The organism is Armatimonadota bacterium (assembly GCA_016223145.1).
Lineage (GTDB): Bacteria > Armatimonadota > Fimbriimonadia > Fimbriimonadales > Fimbriimonadaceae > Nitrosymbiomonas.
In genome coordinates this window covers 17,819-35,721 of sequence record JACRPN010000017.1, presented here as the reverse complement: position 1 = coordinate 35,721, position 17,903 = coordinate 17,819, and the positions used below count along the sequence as shown (strand labels likewise).

Here is a 17,903-nt window from a genome sequence, read left to right as displayed (position 1 = left end):
TTCGGGCGTTCATCGACTGAAGCTGAATCCGTCGATAGGCTTCCGCCTCAGTGATGCCGAGAGTGTCCATGAGGATGCCCTTGGCGCGGTCGATCGACTTACGCGCCTCGAACCGCCCTTTCACGTCGGTAAGTTCGGTATTGACCTCAAGATAGCGGTCGTAGCACTTCTTCGCCACCTCGATCGCCGGACCCAAATCACTCGGCTTGAACGGCTTGACGAGATAGGCGAACACGCCGGCTTCGGTGGCGCGTTGCACAAGTTCGGTATCGCTATAGGCCGTGAGCAGGATCACCGGCGCGATGCCCTCGGTGGTCACATAGGTCGAGGCGTCGATGCCGTCCATCACGGGCATCTTGACGTCGAAGACGCAGATATCGGGCATGAACTCCCGGGCGAGGTTGAGCGCCTGCTGCCCGTCGCCCGCCTCAGCGACGATGGCATAGCCCATGCTCTCGAGCATCTGCTTCAGGTCCAACCGGATGATGGGGTCGTCATCCGCAATCAAAACACGCATCTGTGTTGCCATAGGTGCCTCCAAAAGAGACACGGCGCTGTGCCTTATTGAGTCTATGAGGATACCTCAGGAGGCCTGCTCAGTTCCCGGGAGGAGAGGATGAGATGAGGTGGGGATGGCATAGAGGGATGATGGGAACCGGCACACCACTCCTAAATGGGGGAGGTGGGTCCCATCGCTTCGCGCTTCACCCAACGCGCGTCGCGCATTTCCGTAGGAGGAAATCGGGCGTGGCGTGGTAAACCTAACGAGAGCCGTGGCATCCCCCATCCATCATGCCGTCGCCGTCGATCTTGGCGCTTCGTCCGTTCGTTTTGCCGAAGGGACGCTGGAGGACGGGCGCATCTATTGTCGGGTGATCGGCCAGCGCTCCAACGATCCTCTCGACACCGAACTCGGACCCGCCTGGAACACCGAGACCCTGCTCGGGATTTGCCGCGAGGCTGAATCTCACGCACTGGCGCTACCCGACGCCACCATTGGCATCGACTCTTGGGGTGTGGACCATGGGTTCCTCGATGAGAACGGCGAACTGATCCAGCCGCCCCTCTGCTATCGGCACCCTCTGCACAGCCAGGTATTCGAGGAGCTTCGAGCCTATCGGCATGAGCTCTACGCGCTCACGGGAATCCAGCATCAACCCTTCAACACCTTCTATCAGCTCGTCGCTCGGGCTCGGCAGACCCCAGCGATGGCGCGGCGCGGCGTTCAGTGGAGGATCCTCCCTGAACTGCTTCATCATCTGCTCGGCGCCCCATCGGGGCACGAACTGACCCAGGCCTCGACCACCCAGCTCATGGGCCTCGACGGGCGATGGTCAGCCCGCGCTTTCGAGCTTGCAGGCTGGCCCCTTCCCGATTCACAGCCCGAATTGCCGGGGCGGATCGTGGGTCGTACGGCGAAGGGTGTGTCCGTCGCACGCGTGGGAAGCCATGACACGGCTTCCGCAGTGTGCGGTCTGGGCTCGCTCGGCGAGCACCGCGCGTTCCTCAACGCAGGCACGTGGTCACTGCTTGGCGCGGTCACCGAGATTCCCCTGGCCAGCGCTGAGGCGGAAAGCGCCAACCTCACCAACGAACGCGCCGTCGACGGGCGTGTCCGGTTCCTCGACAACATCCCCGGGTTCTTCGTGATCAACCGGCTGCACGCGGACCTGGGCGTGTCCGTTCCCGTTTCGGAGTGGCTCAAAGAGGCGGACTTGGGCCAGGCGAGGCGGCTAGACCTCTTCGATCCGAACTTGTTCAACCCGGCGTCGATGCTGGAAGCGGTTTCGACTCAACTGGGCGAGAACCAGACGGGAAGCAAGGCGTGGGCAGGCATAGCCCTGCTGAGCCTGGTCGATACCACGTGCCACAAGCTTGATGACATTGAGCGCCTCTTGGGAAGGCGCTTCACCGAAGTTCGCGTGGCCGGGGGTGGATCGGCGAGCGAAGCGTTCTGTCAGCATCTGGCAAGCGCCAGCCAACGAACCGTGCTCGCGGGACCGCAAGAGGCCACTGTGTTAGGCAACCTAGCGGTGCAGTTCATGGCTCAGGGGGCCTTGAGAGATTTCGATGAGGTTGCCGCTGTCATCGACGCCAGCTTGGAGCTCCGGAGGTACGAGCCCTAACATGCGCGTACGACTGATGCTCACCTGCCTCTGCGATGCCTTTTATGGGGAGGTCGGCGTCGCGACGGCGCGAGCGCTCGAGCACGCCGGATGCCAGGTGATCTTCCCCGAGGACCAGACCTGCTGCGGCCAGCCGCCCTTCAACTCGGGAGATTGGGATGCCTCCAAACAGGTCGCCAAGCACTGCCTCAAGGTCTTCTCAGGGGATGAGCCCGTGGTCGTTCCCAGCGCCTCTTGCGCCGCCATGCTGCGCGACGGCTACCCGATGATGGGACTCACGCCGCCGCCGACATATGAACTCTCCGAGTTCCTCCTGCGGCACGTGGGCGTCGACCGATGGCCGCTTGAGCCGCAAGGGATCACGCATCGCCAGAAGGTCGCGTTTCACCGCTCCTGCCACGGCCGAGCGATCCACCTAGGCGATTCACAGGAACGTCTGCTCGGGATGGTGTCAGGGATCGAGCTCTTGCCGATCGCTCACTTTGAGCAGTGCTGCGGGTTCGGCGGGGCGTTCTCCGCGACCCACGGCAAGCTGAGCGAGCAGATCGGTCTCGACAAGCTCCAAAGCGTGATGGAATCCGGAGCCAAGGTGCTGGCCAGCGGAGACATGGGGTGCCTCATGCACCTAGGCGGCCTAATCAAAAGGCACAACCTGCCGCTTCGTACGTTGCACTACGCTCAAATCCTCGCGGAGGCCATCCCGGGATGAAGGGTTCGCGCGTCGAGGAGTTCGCTCGGACGCAGTCGGAAGCCCGGACATTCTCGGTACGCCAGGCAGCCTCCAGAAAGGTCGAGCAGCGCAGAGAGGCTCTTGCGATTGGCGTTGGTGGCCAAGCCGAAGAGGCGCGGCAGTGGGCGGCTGAGACGAAGGCGTGGGTGCTGGATCACTTACACGAGCTGCTCCTTCAGTTTGAAGCTCGCTGCGTCGAAAACGGAATCAGGGTCCACTGGGCTGCAACCGCGGAATCGGCCAGGCACATTATCCTAGGTATTCTAGCTGACCGCTGTGAGAGAGGCGACATCGTGGCGAAGGGCAAGAGCATGGCCACGGAGGAGATCCACCTCAACCACGCCCTTGAAGAGGCGGGCTACAAACCGGTTGAGACGGACCTTGGCGAGTTTGTGGTCCAGGTCGATCACGACACCACCAGCCATATCGTGATGCCGATCATCCACAAGAGCCGCTACGAGGTCGCGCGCAGCTTTCACCGCGACGGTCTTGGCCCTTACACCGAAGACCCCGCCGAACTGACTCTTCAGGCTCGCGAGCACCTCCGGGGCCAGTTTCAGCGTGCCGCTGCCGGTATCAGCGGCGTGAACTTCGCCGTCGCCGAAACGGGGCGTCTCGTCATCATTGAGAACGAGGGCAATAACCGGCTCTCTACTACCGCTCCGCAAACCCACATTGCCGTTATGGGCATCGAGAAGCTGCTGCCCTCCGAGAGCGATCTTCCCGTGTTCCTAGAGCTCCTAGCCAGTTCCTCCACCGGCCAGAAAGTCGCGACCTACATGCACTTTATCTCCGGTCCAAGGCGCGCCGATGAAGAAGACGGGCCCGAGGAAGTGCATCTGGTTCTCGTGGACAATGGCCGTTCCAAGGTGCTGAACGGCCCCTATCGCGACATCCTGCGCTGCATCCGCTGCGGGGCCTGCCAGAACGTATGCCCGGTGTTCCGCGTGACCTCGGGCCACGGCTACGGGCACGTCTACGGTGGCCCGATCGGCGCGGTGCTCGCCCCCGCGAAGGACGGCGTCGAAGCCTATGGCGACTTGGCGAAAGCCTCCTCGCTCTGCGGCGCGTGTGAGGAAGTATGCCCGGTCAAGATTCCGATCCCTCATCTCTTGCTGCAGCTTCGGCATGAGGCGGCCGAGAAGGGCGTCGTTCGCGACGGAATCCCCTGGCAATGGTTTGGCAGAGCCGCCAGCAATGCCAGAACTTGGCGGACCGGGCTGACCCTTCTGCCCTATGCCTCCTCGCTGCCCAACCCGGCGCTGGGGTCCTGGACCGAGTTCAAAGAAGCTCCCTCAAAGCAGGGGCGAGACTTCAGGAAGTGGTGGCATGAGCGAGCGTGACCTGATTCTAGGCGCCCTGTCAAGGGGCAGCGGTGCTGCCCACCCGAGCGCCTTTCCTGGCCAAAGGTGCGCCGTCTCTGAAGCAGAGCTTTGGAAGCAGTTCCAGCAATTGGTCGAGCCCCTCGGAGGGCGCATGATCGGTACGGCCGACCTGGAACCCTTCCTGAGTAGACCTGCGCTCATCGACGAAGACGCCATGCCCTTCGTCGCCGGGCTCCCTTGGCTGGTTGCCGAAGACCCGTGGGAAGCCGAGGTTGGCATCACGACGGCCGACTTGGCGGTTGCCGAAACGGGCAGCCTCTTGCTCTCAGCGGGGCCCGGAAAGAGGCGCCTGGCCAGCCTCACCCCATGGACCCATATCTGCATCATCGAGTCTTCGGCGATTGTGGAAACCTTGGCTGAGGCGATCGAGAAAATGGACTCAAGGACTTCCGTCTTCGTCACCGGCGCTAGCCGAACCGCCGACATCGAGGGCGTGCTCGTTCAAGGCGTGCACGGCCCTCGCGAGCTGTTGATCCTCCGCACATAGGCACGGCAGCAACCCGCACTCCATCATAATCACCCTGACCATGGCGATGATCGACGTCATCCAACTGTCCAGAGCGCTGGGATCGTCTGCGCTCGATGCTGCGATTCTCGCCGAGGGCAACGCCAGCGGACACGCCACCGAGTCCACCTTTTGGATCAAGGCCAGCGGCAAGAGCCTTGAAGAGCTCGACGATCAGGGCCTAGCCGAGGTTGCTTTCAGTCCGATTCTGGCAGCGGTGGACGGCCCGGACCTCGACGATGCACAGGTTAAGCAGACCTTGCAAGCCGCCACGGTCAAGTCGGCAAGAGGTGCCATGCCGAGCGTCGAGACGTTCATGCACGCGTTTCTGCTTCGGTTGCCGGGTGTGGCGTTCGTTGGCCACACCCACCCGACCCCGTTGCTCGCCTTGCTCTGCTTGGAGCAGGCGGAAGAACTCGCAAAGAAGCGGCTGTTTCCGGATGAGATCGTTTGCTGCGGACCCGAGAGCGTATTTGTTCCCTACACCGACCCGGGCCTTCCCTTGGCACGGGTTATCCGCGAGCGGGTCGTGGCCTTCATCGAGCGCACCGATGAATGCCCCAAGACCATCTGGCTCCAGAACCACGGCCTCATCGCCTTGGGCGCAAGCGTCGCCGAGATAGAGTCGGCAACCCGTATGGCGGTCAAAGCCGCCCGCGTGACGCTGGCCGCGATTCAGACCGGCGCACCGATTCATTGGTTCTCCGGGGCCGACATCGCCCGAATCCACAAGCGCCCGGACGAGCACTATCGCCAGCGCCTGCTCCGCGGGCTATAGGCTTTCGAAGCGCCTCTCCCGCCTTGGAGAGGTCCTGCTCTGCGCCGAACGCGAGCGATGAGGAATCTGCGGTCCAGCCTTTGGCAGCCCTCCGGGTTGTGGGCTTTGAGGTGGCCCTAAACGGGGGGTCTCGTTAAGCTCGGCCACCGGCTATCGCTCTTCGACCTCGCCGAGCCCAAATGCAAACAGTCCCAAGAGCGGAGAATTGACGGCGGGCAAACCGAGTGAGGGTCTTCTAGGCCCGTCTTCAGGGAAGAAGGCCCACCAGGCGGTATCTTGTTGCCAAGCTATGGCGCGCCGACGTCCCACCCGAGACTCGATTTGGTCGATCAAGATCGGCAACCCGTTTGGCATCCCGCTACGGCTCCACATCACCTTTGTGCTGTTCCTGATCTGGCTGGTGATGCTCGCTTATCGGGAGCAGGACCGCAGCCACGCCCTGCTTGTGCCGTCCATCTTTGTTTGCGTGGTGCTCCACGAATTCGGCCACGCGCTGGTCGCCAAGAGGTTCGGCATCAAAACGCGCGACGTGACCCTTTATCCGGTTGGCGGTATGGCGATGCTCGAAACTCGGCCCAAGCCCAGGGAGGAACTCTGGATCGCCCTGGCGGGACCCGCGGTTAACGTTCTCATCGCGCTCGCGATCTACCCGATCGCTGTGGCTGTCGAGGGTAAGCCTCCCAGTGCGGGGGTCGATCTCGAAAAGGCGACCTACCTCCAAGGGCTGTTCGCTGCGAATGTGTTCCTGCCTTTGTTCAACCTGATCCCGGCGCTCCCCATGGACGGCGGCAGAGTCCTCCGAGCGCTCTTGGCGTTGAAGTACCCCGAAGTGCAGGCGACGCGCATGTCCGGCGCGATCGCGCAGCTCATGGCCATGGCGATGGGGTTTTGGGGGCTCGTCGACAACAACATCATGCTCACCGTGATCGCTCTGCTGGTCTTCGTCGGCGCGGGGCAGGAGGTGCAGACTGCCGTCGGGCTCGCGATCATCGAGGGCAAGCGCGTGTCGGAGGCGATGATGACCGATTTCCAGACCCTCTCCAGCGGCGCAACTCTTTCAGAGGCGGCCGACCTGCTGCTGAAGAGCTCGCAGACGGGCTTTCCCATCGTCGTCGGCGACGAGGTTTTGGGGCTGCTCACGCGTGACGGGATCGTGCGCGGGCTCGCCTCAGAGGGTCAATGGGGCTATGTGGCTGGGCATATGGACCGGCAATTCGCGCGGCTCGTCCCCGACCAACCGATGGAGGACGCCCTGAGGGCGATTGGATCTTCCAGCGGCACTCCGGCGCTCGTCTTTGAGGAGGACCGCCTTGTCGGCATGGTTAGCGCCGAAAACTTGGCCGAATTCATGATGCTCCAGCAGGCTATGCAGCGGCGATAGGGGGCATGAACGCGGCCTCCCGAAGGGCAGACTTTCAGTCTGCCCTGCCGAAGGTAGCATCACGAAGCTCGAAACCCGTAGCCGTTGCTACTTGACCTTCCCGCCTTCGGGGGCTTCCTTGTCCGGCTGGAGCAGGATGGCTCCGCCATCCTCCGACACCGCCGCCAGAAGCATCCCCTGGCTCTCGACGCCGCGCAGCTTGGCCGGTTTGAGGTTCGCCACCACCACGATCTGCCGCCCGATCAGGTCCGCCACGTCGTAGTCCTTCCGGATTCCGGCAACCAGTTGGCGCTTTTCGTCGCCGAGGACGATCTGCAGCTTCAGCAGCTTATCGGCCCCTTCGATGGGCTCGGCTTCGAGCACCCGCGCGATCCGCAACTGGACTTTGGCAAAGTCCTCATAGGCGATGAGATCGTTCGCAGCCTCGGCGTGCTTGGTCTCGGTGGGGGGGGCCGTTTCTGGGGTTGGGGTCCACATCTTGGGGTGTTCCTTGTCTTGTTGTTTTGTGGTTTGGGTCTCCAATCGTGGGAAAATCGGCTGCGGGCGTCCGAGCTCCGTCCCCGGCGGCAAGGCCCCCTCCGCTCCAATATCGCTCCAGGAGGACAGCGGCGCACAGCCAAGCTGTTTGGCAATCTGATCGGCCGTCTCGGGCACCACGGGGCGCACAAGACCTTCGGCAGCTCGCAGGCAGGCGAGCATCGAGGCCAGTACCGACGCCAATGCAGGATCGCCGGCCTTTGCGAGCGCCCAAGGCGCCCGGGTGTCGATGTACTTGTTGAGAAACCGCACCAGCCCCATCGCCGCATCGATGGCTCGCTCCAGCCGGAAGCCCTCCATCGCCGACTCGAATCCGGCCTTGGCTTGCGCGATGGCAGCCTGAGCTTCTGCTTCGATCGGCGCGTTCGGCATCTTGCCATCCACAAACTTGTGCGCCATCGAGAGGCTCCGATTCAGGGCATTCCCGAGGTCGTTCGCCAGATCGCTGTTGTAGCGCTTGTCAAAGTCCTCATAGGTGAACACGGAGTCGTTTTCGAACGGCATCGTGGCGGTCAGGTAGTACCGCACGGCATCAATCGCGATTTCTTGTGTGCAACCTGCGCGGGCAGCGAGGTCCTCGGCCAGCTCCAGGGGCGCGACCACGTTGCCTTTCGACTTGGAGATCTTCTCGCCACCCAAAAGCACCCAGGCGTGCGCCGCGATGACGGGCGGCACCGGCAACCCCACTCCCATCAGCATCGCGGGCCAAAGCGTGGCGTGGAACCGGGTCAGAATGTCCTTGCCGAGCCATTGCACCGCGGGCGGCCAGCGGTCTTCCCAGCCCTCTTTTGGCCAGCCCGTCGACGTGATGTAGTTAATCAAAGCGTCGAACCATACATAGATCACCTGAGCATCGTCGCCCGGAACCGGCACCCCCCACCCGGGGTTGCTCCTCGAAATAGCGATGTCGCGAAGGCCCTGCTTGATGAACGAGATCACCTCGTTGAATCGCGTTTCGGGAACGATCTTGATCGCGCCGGATTCATACGCCTTCAGAAGCTTCTCCTCAAAGGCGCTCAGCCTGAAGAAGTAGTTTGTCTCGCTGACCCAGCGCACGGGGTTGCCATCGGGCGACTTGCCATCGACGAGTTCGGCCTCCCGGAAGAAGGTCTCGGTCGAAACGTCGTACCACCCCTCATAGGTGCCGGTCGTGATGTGCCCCTCGGCCTGCAGTCGCCGAAAGAACTCCTGTGCGACGGCCTTGTGCTCGTCAGAGGCGGTGCGCACGAATCCGTCGTATTCGATCTTCATGCCGCCGAAAATCTCAACAAATCGGGCGGCGATCCGGTCCACAAAAGCATGAACGTCTTCCCCGGCGGCTTCGGCGGCCTCCTTGATCTTCAGGCCGTTTTCGTCGGTCCCAGCCTGAAAAAACACCTCGTGCCCGCGCATGCGGAAGTACCGGGCGGAGACGTCTCCGGCCAGGTCCGTCAGGATGTTCCCAATGTGCGGCGTCGCGTTCACATAAGGAATCGCCGTCATGATGGAGGTCTGCTTGGACATCGAGCCTGGAGTTTACCGGGGGAGGGGAGAGTGGCCGGGTTCTCAGGTGTTCAGGTTCTCTGGAGCATAGGTTTTCAGGTTCTCAGGTTATCAGGTGCTTGGGGCTTCATCGGCTCGGTCCAAACCACCAGCCTGGCCGGGCGACAACCGAAAGACCTGAACACCTCACAACCCCAAAACCTGAACACCTCAAGACCCGACAACCTGAACACCTCAAAACCTAATCCCTTTCCTCCCCGTAAACTATTCCAGCACCCATGAAGCGAACCCTCCGCGAGCAGATTGCCGCCAACAAGCGCGCCAGCTTCGTCTACGCCTTCTTCCTGGTCCTGCTGCTCGCAGCGCTTGGCGCGGTCCTAGCAGGCTATTATCAGCCCGACCTGTGGCTTGCTGGGGCTGTGGGCGCCGGCGTTCTCGGCCTCTTTCTGGCCATGCTCGCGCGCTTCTCGGGACCCGGGATCGTGCTCGCCATCTCGGGCGCGCGGGAAGCAAGCCCTATTGAGGATCAGGTCCTGAGCAACGTGACCGAGGAGATGGCCATCGCCGCCGGGATCCCCAAGCCCAGGGTGATGGTGATCGACGACTCCGCGCCCAACGCTTTCGCCACGGGCCCGGACCCCGAGCACGCGACGGTTTGCTGCACCACGGGTCTACTGGAAAAGCTGAACCGCGAGGAGCTTCAGGCGGTGATCGCGCATGAGATCGGCCACATCCGCAATTTCGACATTCGGTTCATGACCACCATCGCGCTCGTTGCAGGGCTCATTCCTCTCCTCGCGGACTTCCTGGGGCGTTCGATTTGGTGGGGCGGGGGCCGTCGCAGCCGCAGCGATAACAACGGCGGCAATGCGATCTTTGTGATCCTGGGGATTCTGCTCGCGATCTTGGCGCCGCTCTTTGCCGCACTGCTCCATATGGCGGTCAGCCGCCAGCGCGAGTATCTGGCCGACGCCACTGCGGCGCAGCTCACGCGCAATCCCGAGGGCCTTGTTTCGGCCTTAACGAAGATCTCAGAGGATCATGAGCCGCTCGAAGCCGCCAACCGGGCCACGGAGCACCTCTACATCGTGAACCCGATTCGCAAACTCACGGCGAGCCTCGATGACGCGCTCAGCACCCACCCCTCTACGGCGGACCGCATTCGGGCGCTGCGGGGGTTGGCAGGCAACTATGCGCCCTCCTCATTGGAAGGGTAATCCGAGGTCGTCGGGAGTGCGGCTGGGAGTGCGCCGACTTGTCGGCGCTCTCACCCATGCGGCTTGCCGCCGCGGCGATGCTAACCCGATCGGTCAAGCCCGATGCCTGAATCTTGCCCTCCGCAAATTGATGAGATAGGTTCCTTCGGACGCAGGCTGAAGACCTGCGGCTACGGGCGGCATTGAGCGTGCGCCGACAAGTCGGCGAACTCACCCAGGCAGACTGAGAGTCTGCCCCACGGGCTCAGAAGTCCTTTTCGGTCCCCTCGACCCCTTGTCCCTTTGTCCCTCAGGGTTTCCAGCGAAGCTTCTTCGCAGCCTCTCTGTCTACAAGCCGCGCGTGGCCATCGCAGAACGCAACGGCGGCGCGGCCGGTTTGATCGAAGGCCAGCTTCTGGCCTTTGCCCTGATACACCATCACAACGTCGGAAGGCATGGCCATTCTCGAGTAGGATTTGCCCGCCACGTAGGCATTGAGCGCGAAGCTGTCGCCTTGGCCCTTATCGCCGGGCGCCTTGAAGAGGCGCTCGTTTTTGCAGTAAGGGAAAATCGCTTTGTGCCATCCGCCAACGGTGGGCGGATACTTGTCATCGTAGTCGCTGCTGTACATGATGGTCGCTACGGCGAGCTGTTTCACGTTGCTGAGCGCGGTGGTGGACATCGCGCGGCTCTTGGCCTCTTGGAACAGCGGCCTCATGCCCTGGCTGAGCATTTGCGCCATGCCTTGGATCGGCTTGCGCCCGGCCCCAGGATCGGCACCCGAAGCGGGGACGATCAACCACTTGCCCCCGACGAGCTTCATGGGGACGTCCTCGACCTCGGTATGACTGCCTCCCTGTCGGCTGCCCATCGTGACCGTCACATTCACCGTGGCTTTGTCGCCGTTTCGTTTGACGGCCATCTTGGAGAGTTTGAGCGTCGGCCCCTGCTGCTTGATGGCGTTTGCCATCATGCTCATCTGCGGGTCGAGTTTTCCGCCGACGACGTAGGTCACGGCTTTGGCGAAATCTCCCGCGACAAACGCCGCCGCAAACTCATTGAGCGATCGTTCCGGCGTCGAGGCGCCCTGAAAGCCGGCCGCCGCCAAGCACGCAAGAGACACTGTCGCCAGGAGCCATTTGAGTCGAGACATGCGAACCCACCTCCGTTCCATAGGAGATATTATCCGACCTTCAGGCGTCACAATAGGCTCGTGATCCTCGTCATCGACAACTACGACAGCTTCACCTACAACCTGGTCCAGTACCTGGGGATGTGCGGGGCGGAGATCGTCGTGCGCAGGAACGACGAGATCACGATGGACGAGATCGTCGGGCTGAAGCCCGATGGGATCATGCTTTCACCTGGCCCTTGCACTCCGACCGAGTCGGGCGTGTGCCTGGACGTGCTTTCCGCCTACCTCTCTGGAGCAGAGCGCGAAGGCTACAAGATCGCCGAACGGCCGCTCTTCGGCGTCTGCCTAGGGCATCAGGCGATCGGGTACGTCGCTGGAGGCGTGGTGCGCCAGGCGCACAAGATCATGCACGGCAAAGCCTCAATGGTCCGGCACGACGGCAAGGGGCTTTTCGAGGGTATGCCGAACCCGTTCAGCGCCATACGCTACCACTCGCTGATCGTGACTCGCGACTCGTTGCCGCCGGGGTTCTTCGTCACCGCCACTTCAGAGGACGACGATGAGGTGATGGGTATGCGGCACGAGAGCCTTCCAATCGAGGGCGTTCAGTTTCACCCTGAATCGGCGCTAACCCAAGAGGGGTTCCGGATCGTCGAAAATTTCGTCAAGCGCGTCGGAGCCTCAGCGGCTCCGGTGTAGCTGCGAAAGAAGGTCGCGCCACCAACTTCACAGAGAACCCTCGTCGAAGTTGAAACCGTGCAGGTATTCGCGGGTTGCATGGGAGTAAACTCCACAAACCCCCAGAATTCAAGAGGATTCCGTTTTGAAAAAGAAAGAGTTTGATCCGCAGTCTTACATCGACAACGCATTTCTCGACAAGCCGGCCAACGGCAAATCCCCGATCAAGGGCGAGGTGCCCAACTTCGGCGAGTACCTGGCAGGTTCGGGAAGAGGCTCAAAACGGTTCCGCAAAACCGAACTGAGCGCGCCCAGACCCCGTCGCAGCCGCAAGCCGCAGACCACCAGCGTCATCAGCGAGGACCTCTATCGAACCTGGGAGAAGTTGCCCAAGCTCGTCGAATTCCTGAACAAGTACTTCGACGACAACGTGACGAGCAACTACTACCGAGGCGAATTCAAAGAGAGCCGCGATGAGCTGATCCGGCGCCTCCTCGATCCTGAGCTTTCTCTCGAAGACACGAGCCGCCTGCTCGGCGTGTGCCCGGCGACCGTTCGCCGCTACACGAACCGAAAGTGGCTGTCCCATCATCGCACCAAGGGTGGCCAGCGGCGCTTCCGGCTAAGCAATATTGCCAGGTTTGTCGAGGAGCACGGCCGGCTGCCCGAGGAGTAATCCATGCCCCGAGAGAGGTTGCGCATCGCAATCTTCTCGGATAGCGCGCTGCCCATTCTGAACGGGGTCAGCATCAGCATTGACACGCTCATCCATGGCCTGCGAGACGCGGGCCATTCGGTGCACCTCTTCACGGCAGCGGCGCCGGGTTACCGTGATCCCGACGCCAACACCTATCGCACCCGCGCGTTCGAGTCGCCATGGACCAAGGGCTACCCGCTCGCGGTACCGCCGTTTATTGGGCTTCTGCGCAAGTTCCGGCGGCATGAGTTCGACCTCATCCACACCCACACGCCGTTCACGCTCGGGTTTGTGGGACTGCGCTGGGCGCAGTCCCACGAGATCCCGATCGTCTCGACCTACCACACGCTGTACGACCGTTACGCCCACTACATCCCCTATTTTCCAAGGCGCTATGTGCGCTTCAAGATGGCCAAACACACGAGCTTCTATTACGGCAGCGTGGACCACGTCATTGTGCCCAGCCACGCTGCCTATCGGTGGCTCAGGCGACATTCGGTGGCGACCCCGGCCACGATTATCCCCACCAGCAGGCGCATCGGCGCCGAGCTCGATCGAAGCGAGATGCGCCGAAAGCTCGGCTTTGCGCCGGACCAAAAGGTGCTGCTCTATGTGGGCAGACTGGCGCGAGAGAAAAACCTGACGGTCCTCTTCGAGATGGCCGCCCGCGTGTTCCAAAAGGACCCCAACGCGAGGCTTTGCCTGGTGGGGGACGGCCCTTACCGCTGGGAATGCGACGAGATGGTGCGCCAGCTCGGCATCGGCGATCGCGTTCGTTTCTTCGGGTTTATCCCGCGAGAGGCGGTGGATGAAGTCTATGCGGCCTCCGACCTGTTCGTCTTTGCCTCGGTCACCGAGACCCAGGGCCTAGTGGTTCAGGAGGCGATGGCCTACGGTCTGCCGGCGGTCGTGGTGGCGGGCGGCGGCGCCGGAGAAGCTGTGGACAACCAGGTTGACGGTTTCATCGTTCCGAACGACGCCCGTTCCTTTGCCGACTGCGTGTTGCGCGTGCTGGCAGACGACGAAATGCACGCCCGGATGTCGACTGAGGCGCTCAAATCGGTTCGAGACGCGGGCGCCGCAACGATGGTCCAGAGCGTCTTGAACGTGTACCACCAGGTGCTGGACGCCAAAGTCCCGGAAGCGCTCGGCGCGGCCACGGGCCTCCTGCTCTGACACGGGGCGTCAAACGTTATGGCAGGCGAAACTCACGCTCAAGACCCATCACCAGGCGGACTCATGACGTTCGCCACCTTGCTGGCAGCGCTAGCTGCGCTCAGCATCGCGCTGGCGTTCGTCCCCATCCCGGCCGCGTTGGTTCGTCCCCTCGCGGTTTTGATCGGGGTTGTGTTTATCGCCGTTCCCGTCTATGCGATCTTCCGGGCCGCCAGCCACTGTTGGACACCCAGGCTCGCGTGGGGCTTCATCGGGATCGGCGTGGCGATGCACGTAGGCCTCACCTATGCCTCGGCGCTGGGTGGAAGGGGTGTGTTGGCAGCTATTCTTGCGGCATTGGGGCAGACCGGGCTGATGGTTTGGTGCGTGGGCCTCGGCGCTCTCCTGACGACGCTGCTCAAAGAGAAGAACTTGCTGCTCCCGGTTTCCTTGTTCTTGGCGGCGATCGACATCTTTCTGGTGCTGACCCCCATCGGCCCAACCAAGATCATCCTTCAAGTCGCGCCGAAAGTGCTGGACACGATCGGCTGGCACGTCCCCAAGGTTCAGCAGGACCCGACGTTTGGGCCGGTGGCCGCGACGGCGCACGTCGGCCCGGCGGACTTTCTGTTCATGGCGATGTTCTTCGTCGCCATCTTCCGCTTTGGGATGAGGGCCAGGCAAACGCTCCTTTGGCTGGCGCCCACGCTGCTGGTCTACATGCTGATCGTGATGCTCGCGGGACCGCTGCCCGCGCTGGTTCCGATCGGGCTGTGCGTACTGGCGGTCAACTTCCGCGAGTTCAAGCTCAACAAGGAAGAATGGGCTTCGACGGCCCTGGTCGCCGTGATCGGGATCGGGCTCATCGCTTTTGGGGCGACGCGGCCAAGGCCGCAAGTTGAGATTTTGCCGCCGGACTCCGCCCAAGGAGCCGCAGCACCGGAAGGGTCGCCTGCGCCAGATCCGGCAGCGACACCCCGGTAGCGAACCCGCTTCGCTCCAGGAAGTAGACGAGGTCTTCTGTCGCCAAATTGCCTCCGGCACCGGGAGCATACGGGCACCCCCCGAGCCCGCCCGCGCTGGCGTCGAAGGCCTGAACTCCGTCCTCCAGCGCCGCCGCCACGTTGGCGATGGCGGTGCCACGCGTGTCATGGAAATGGTAGGCGATCATGGGTCTGGGGACAACGTCGAAAACCGCATGATCGAGCTCGCGCACCTCGGCCGGTACCGCCACGCCGATCGTGTCTCCCAGCGCGACCTCGTCCACACCGAGCTCAGCCAAGGAACGGGCGACTTTGGCTGTTGCCGCCGGTGCGATCCTCCCGGCATAGGGGCATTCGAACGCCGTGCTGACGTACCCACGAATCCAGCCATCGGGGACCGACCCGCGAAAGGCAGCCACCACCTCGCGAAACAGCGCCAGCGATTCGGCGACCGTCATGCGAATGTTCTTCTGGGTGAACGCGTCGCTTGCCGCGGTGAAGAGCGCGATTCGCTTTACCCCGAGCGCGAGGGCGCGCTCAAGGCCCTTGAGGTTTGGCACAAGCGCTGAATACTCGGGTCCGGGCGGCAACAGGGGCCAGAGGGATTCCGCATCGCCGAGTTGGGGCACCCACTTTGGGGAGACAAAGCTCGTGGCCTCGATCTCCTCGAGCCCGCAGGCTGCCAGCGCGGCGACAAAGGCCAGCTTGGACTCTGTTGGGATTGGGGTGGCTTCGTTCTGGAGCCCATCGCGGGGGCCGACCTCGATGATGCGGACCATGCGAGCACGTTACCCGGCTCTCCGGGTTTGCCGGACTTGGCCTACCGGATCAGCTTGGCCCTGAATTGGCCGGTGAGGTATTCGCCCAGGCCGTTCAGGCAGACGAAGCTGAAGATGAGGGTCGTCTGCTGGAGCTGGCAGGAGTGGAGGGCTCGAAGGCCCACCGCCAGGTCCTCGCTCCAGATCTTCTCGCAATCGGCTCGAACGTACTGCCAGTCCTCCACCGGGAGGTTCAGCGTGGCCTGCACGTCCAGCATGATGGAGCTGCTTTCCCCTCGTTGGACTCGAGTGTGTTCCGCATAGGGCAGCTGTTCGAAGACCTCTTTGCAGTCGAGTTGCCAGAGGCCGAGGTCTCGGTCACCGATGGGAGGTCTGGACGTCATCCATTGCTTCCGCGCCAAGACGAACTCGGCCGGGTCCTTTCTTTCGCTCAAACCTGCGCTCAACGACGACTTCTCCAGCGCCACGATCTTAATAGCGGCACGAACTGCAATAACGATGATAGCAATCGTGCGAGGTTCTTGGGACTCTCGCCCTTTCTCATGGGGCTACTCGACCGTGACCGAAGTCCTTACGACTCCCGCTCGATCGTGCCTTGCGACGAACGCATAGGTTCCCGGGCCCTGGACGACCCATTCGAAAACGGCCACGTCGTCGGTCGGGTCGCTGTGCCAGCCGAATCCGCCCGGCGCCGTGTGGCTCCAGCCGACAAGCTGCGGCCCGATTTGGCGCAGTTCGCCGCTGATCAGCCATTCGGGCGCGCTCTTCCCCTCGGGATTGCGGTCTTCTCCTTCCTTGGCAATCTCACAAGTGACTCCCCTACAGAGCTTGCGGTCCGTGCCGATCTTGGTCACGTTGGTCGGCAGCCAGCCGGTGTTCTGAACGGCGATGCGGATACGGGCCACTGGTCTCCCTCCCCCGGCCCCTCCCTCAGTTTCGCCTTCGGCAAAACCAAGGGAGGGGAGCCTTTCAACCTTAACTTCTCTCAGCTCCAGCTTTGGGGAGCAAAGCGCCTGCCAGATGCACCAATCGCCGAGCGGCGCAACCTCGGCCTCCAGGTATCGCGGCGGCGGGTTGCGGAAGGCGTAGTGAGAGTCCCAGCCGCCCAGTTCCACTTCGCCAAGTTGGGGGTGCCTGAACGGATACCAGTCGACGTAGCCCTTACCCTCCAACTTCTCGTCCGACCATTTCAACATTTGAATGTCGTGCTCGACCGGATGCTCGCGGAACCAATCGATGTACTTGTAGTCGGTAATGCCCGCCTGGCGCTGCGGCGACCAGATCTCGGTCGTCCACGAGTACACGCCGCGGTGCTCGTACATCCAGTCGTCGAACACGCCCGTGATGACCTCCTTCGGGTGGTACTTAAACTCGTGGAAGTTGCTGATGGCCGGGTACCCCGTCATCTCCTTGCCTTTGTCGCCAAGCTTCTGGAAGACCCAAAGGTCCTCGGGCGGGATGTCGTCATCGGGCATGCGGCTGGGCGGCCTCAGGTGCACGCCGCTGAAGGTGTGGAAGCACACCGCGCCGCAGATGTTCGGGTGCTCGGCGATGAATTTGACCTGCGCGTGGATCTCCGGTTCGCTGGTGGGGAAGGGCCCCGCGCCATGCTGCTCGAATTCCAGCCTCCAGGCACTCGGGAAGTTGCGGTTCATGTCGAGGCCCTGCTTGCGCTTTCGGTCCTTGATGGTCATGCCGTCCCAGTTGTGGATCAGGCCCTCGGGCAGGACTCGGAAATACGTGCCACCGACGTCGGTCGGGTCGCGTCGCTCCAAGATGCGGGGCTCTTGCACGCAGACCTTCCAAGGCCCGTTCTGGTCCTTGATGCGCATGCAGAGGATGCGCCCGTCGCCATCGGCGTCCTTTGGCTCGATGCCGTAGGGGTCGTCCTCGTCGTAGGGGTAGGGGCGGGTGGAGGAACGGATGATGCGGGGCGGGGATTCCAGCGCCCACTCGGCGCCGTCTGGGTTGAGGCGAGGTACCAGATACATGGCCCGGGTGTCGAGGAGCCGCTTGATCTTGTCGGACAAGTCGGATTTCTCGGACCTGTCTGGCGGCTTTCCGGAATAGCCCAAACACAGCTTGTTCAACAAGTGCAAGACCGTCGTGCTGGCGCTGACCTCGCTCGCGTGGATGTTGCCGTCGCACCAGAAGGCGGGCTTTTCTTCGGCGGGCCCGGTGGCCTTGTTGGTGACCGCAACGACCCAGATGTCCCGGCCCTCGAAGGACTTGCCCATCGAAGCCACCGAGACGAGATTGGGATACTCCGCCTCGTAAGCCTTGAGGAGCCCCGTGAGCTCTTCGTATCGGTAATAGCGGTCGAAAGCGATCTGCGGCATGAAGGCAGGTTACCGCG

The 17,903-nt window shown here is 62.6% G+C and carries 16 protein-coding genes; 10 read left to right on the top strand and 6 right to left on the bottom strand.

The annotated features are described in order from the left end of the window. The coding region (locus HZC36_14875; protein MBI5708264.1) for a response regulator at positions 1-529 on the bottom strand (529 nt) is incomplete at its 3' end. Positions 530-752: 223 nt separating this feature from the next. On the opposite strand from HZC36_14875, the gene HZC36_14870 reads away from it, so the two are divergent. From HZC36_14870 to HZC36_14845, 6 genes are all read left to right on the top strand, one after another. After that, a complete protein-coding gene (locus tag HZC36_14870; protein ID MBI5708263.1) occupies positions 753-2,126 on the top strand; it encodes a hypothetical protein in 1,374 nt (457 codons plus the stop codon). 1 nt (position 2,127) lies between these two features. Then, positions 2,128-2,835 (top strand): (Fe-S)-binding protein, encoded by a 708-nt coding sequence (locus HZC36_14865; protein ID MBI5708262.1) that lies wholly within the window; start codon positions 2,128-2,130, stop codon positions 2,833-2,835. Next, positions 2,832-4,199: a lactate utilization protein gene (locus HZC36_14860; GenBank protein MBI5708261.1), complete on the top strand. Its 1,368-nt coding sequence runs from the start codon at positions 2,832-2,834 to the stop codon at positions 4,197-4,199. Before HZC36_14865 ends, HZC36_14860 begins: the two co-directional genes overlap by 4 nt. Further along, positions 4,186-4,728 (top strand): lactate utilization protein, encoded by a 543-nt coding sequence (locus HZC36_14855; protein ID MBI5708260.1) that lies wholly within the window; start codon positions 4,186-4,188, stop codon positions 4,726-4,728. Before HZC36_14860 ends, HZC36_14855 begins: the two co-directional genes overlap by 14 nt. A gap of 40 nt (positions 4,729-4,768) precedes the next feature. Then, entirely contained in the window at positions 4,769-5,524 is a 756-nt protein-coding gene (locus HZC36_14850) for a class II aldolase/adducin family protein (protein ID MBI5708259.1), read from the top strand. Between the two features lie 289 nt (positions 5,525-5,813). Then, complete coding sequence (locus tag HZC36_14845; protein ID MBI5708258.1) at positions 5,814-6,905, top strand: site-2 protease family protein; 1,092 nt, start codon at positions 5,814-5,816, stop codon at positions 6,903-6,905. A gap of 87 nt (positions 6,906-6,992) precedes the next feature. Here the strand turns inward: HZC36_14845 and metG are convergent, their stop codons facing one another. Next, entirely contained in the window at positions 6,993-8,945 is a 1,953-nt protein-coding gene (gene metG, locus HZC36_14840; protein MBI5708257.1) for a methionine--tRNA ligase, read from the bottom strand. A 257-nt stretch (positions 8,946-9,202) separates the two neighbouring features. On the opposite strand from metG, the gene HZC36_14835 reads away from it, so the two are divergent. Beyond that, a complete protein-coding gene (locus HZC36_14835; GenBank protein ID MBI5708256.1) occupies positions 9,203-10,141 on the top strand; it encodes a M48 family metallopeptidase in 939 nt (312 codons plus the stop codon). A 289-nt stretch (positions 10,142-10,430) separates the two neighbouring features. On the opposite strand, the gene HZC36_14830 is transcribed toward HZC36_14835, so the two are convergent. Then, positions 10,431-11,273 carry a hypothetical protein gene (locus HZC36_14830; GenBank protein ID MBI5708255.1) on the bottom strand — a complete coding sequence of 281 codons (843 nt, stop codon included), beginning with the start codon at positions 11,271-11,273 and terminating at the stop codon, positions 10,431-10,433. A gap of 60 nt (positions 11,274-11,333) precedes the next feature. On the opposite strand from HZC36_14830, the gene HZC36_14825 reads away from it, so the two are divergent. From HZC36_14825 to HZC36_14815, 3 genes are all read left to right on the top strand, one after another. Further along, positions 11,334-11,954, top strand: a complete 621-nt coding sequence (locus HZC36_14825) for an aminodeoxychorismate/anthranilate synthase component II (GenBank protein ID MBI5708254.1) — start codon at positions 11,334-11,336, stop codon at positions 11,952-11,954. Positions 11,955-12,078: 124 nt separating this feature from the next. Then, entirely contained in the window at positions 12,079-12,609 is a 531-nt protein-coding gene (locus HZC36_14820; GenBank protein MBI5708253.1) for a helix-turn-helix domain-containing protein, read from the top strand. Positions 12,610-12,612: 3 nt separating this feature from the next. Then, positions 12,613-13,806: a glycosyltransferase gene (locus tag HZC36_14815; protein ID MBI5708252.1), complete on the top strand. Its 1,194-nt coding sequence runs from the start codon at positions 12,613-12,615 to the stop codon at positions 13,804-13,806. Between the two features lie 841 nt (positions 13,807-14,647). Here HZC36_14815 and HZC36_14810 read toward each other — a convergent pair. From HZC36_14810 to HZC36_14800, 3 genes are all read right to left on the bottom strand, one after another. After that, complete coding sequence (locus HZC36_14810; protein ID MBI5708251.1) at positions 14,648-15,547, bottom strand: hydroxymethylglutaryl-CoA lyase; 900 nt, start codon at positions 15,545-15,547, stop codon at positions 14,648-14,650. A 41-nt stretch (positions 15,548-15,588) separates the two neighbouring features. Continuing rightward, on the bottom strand, positions 15,589-15,981 hold the full coding sequence (locus HZC36_14805; protein MBI5708250.1) for a hypothetical protein: 393 nt from the start codon (positions 15,979-15,981) through the stop codon (positions 15,589-15,591). A gap of 114 nt (positions 15,982-16,095) precedes the next feature. Then, positions 16,096-17,886 carry a carboxypeptidase gene (locus tag HZC36_14800; protein ID MBI5708249.1) on the bottom strand — a complete coding sequence of 597 codons (1,791 nt, stop codon included), beginning with the start codon at positions 17,884-17,886 and terminating at the stop codon, positions 16,096-16,098. Positions 17,887-17,903 lie beyond the last annotated feature (17 nt).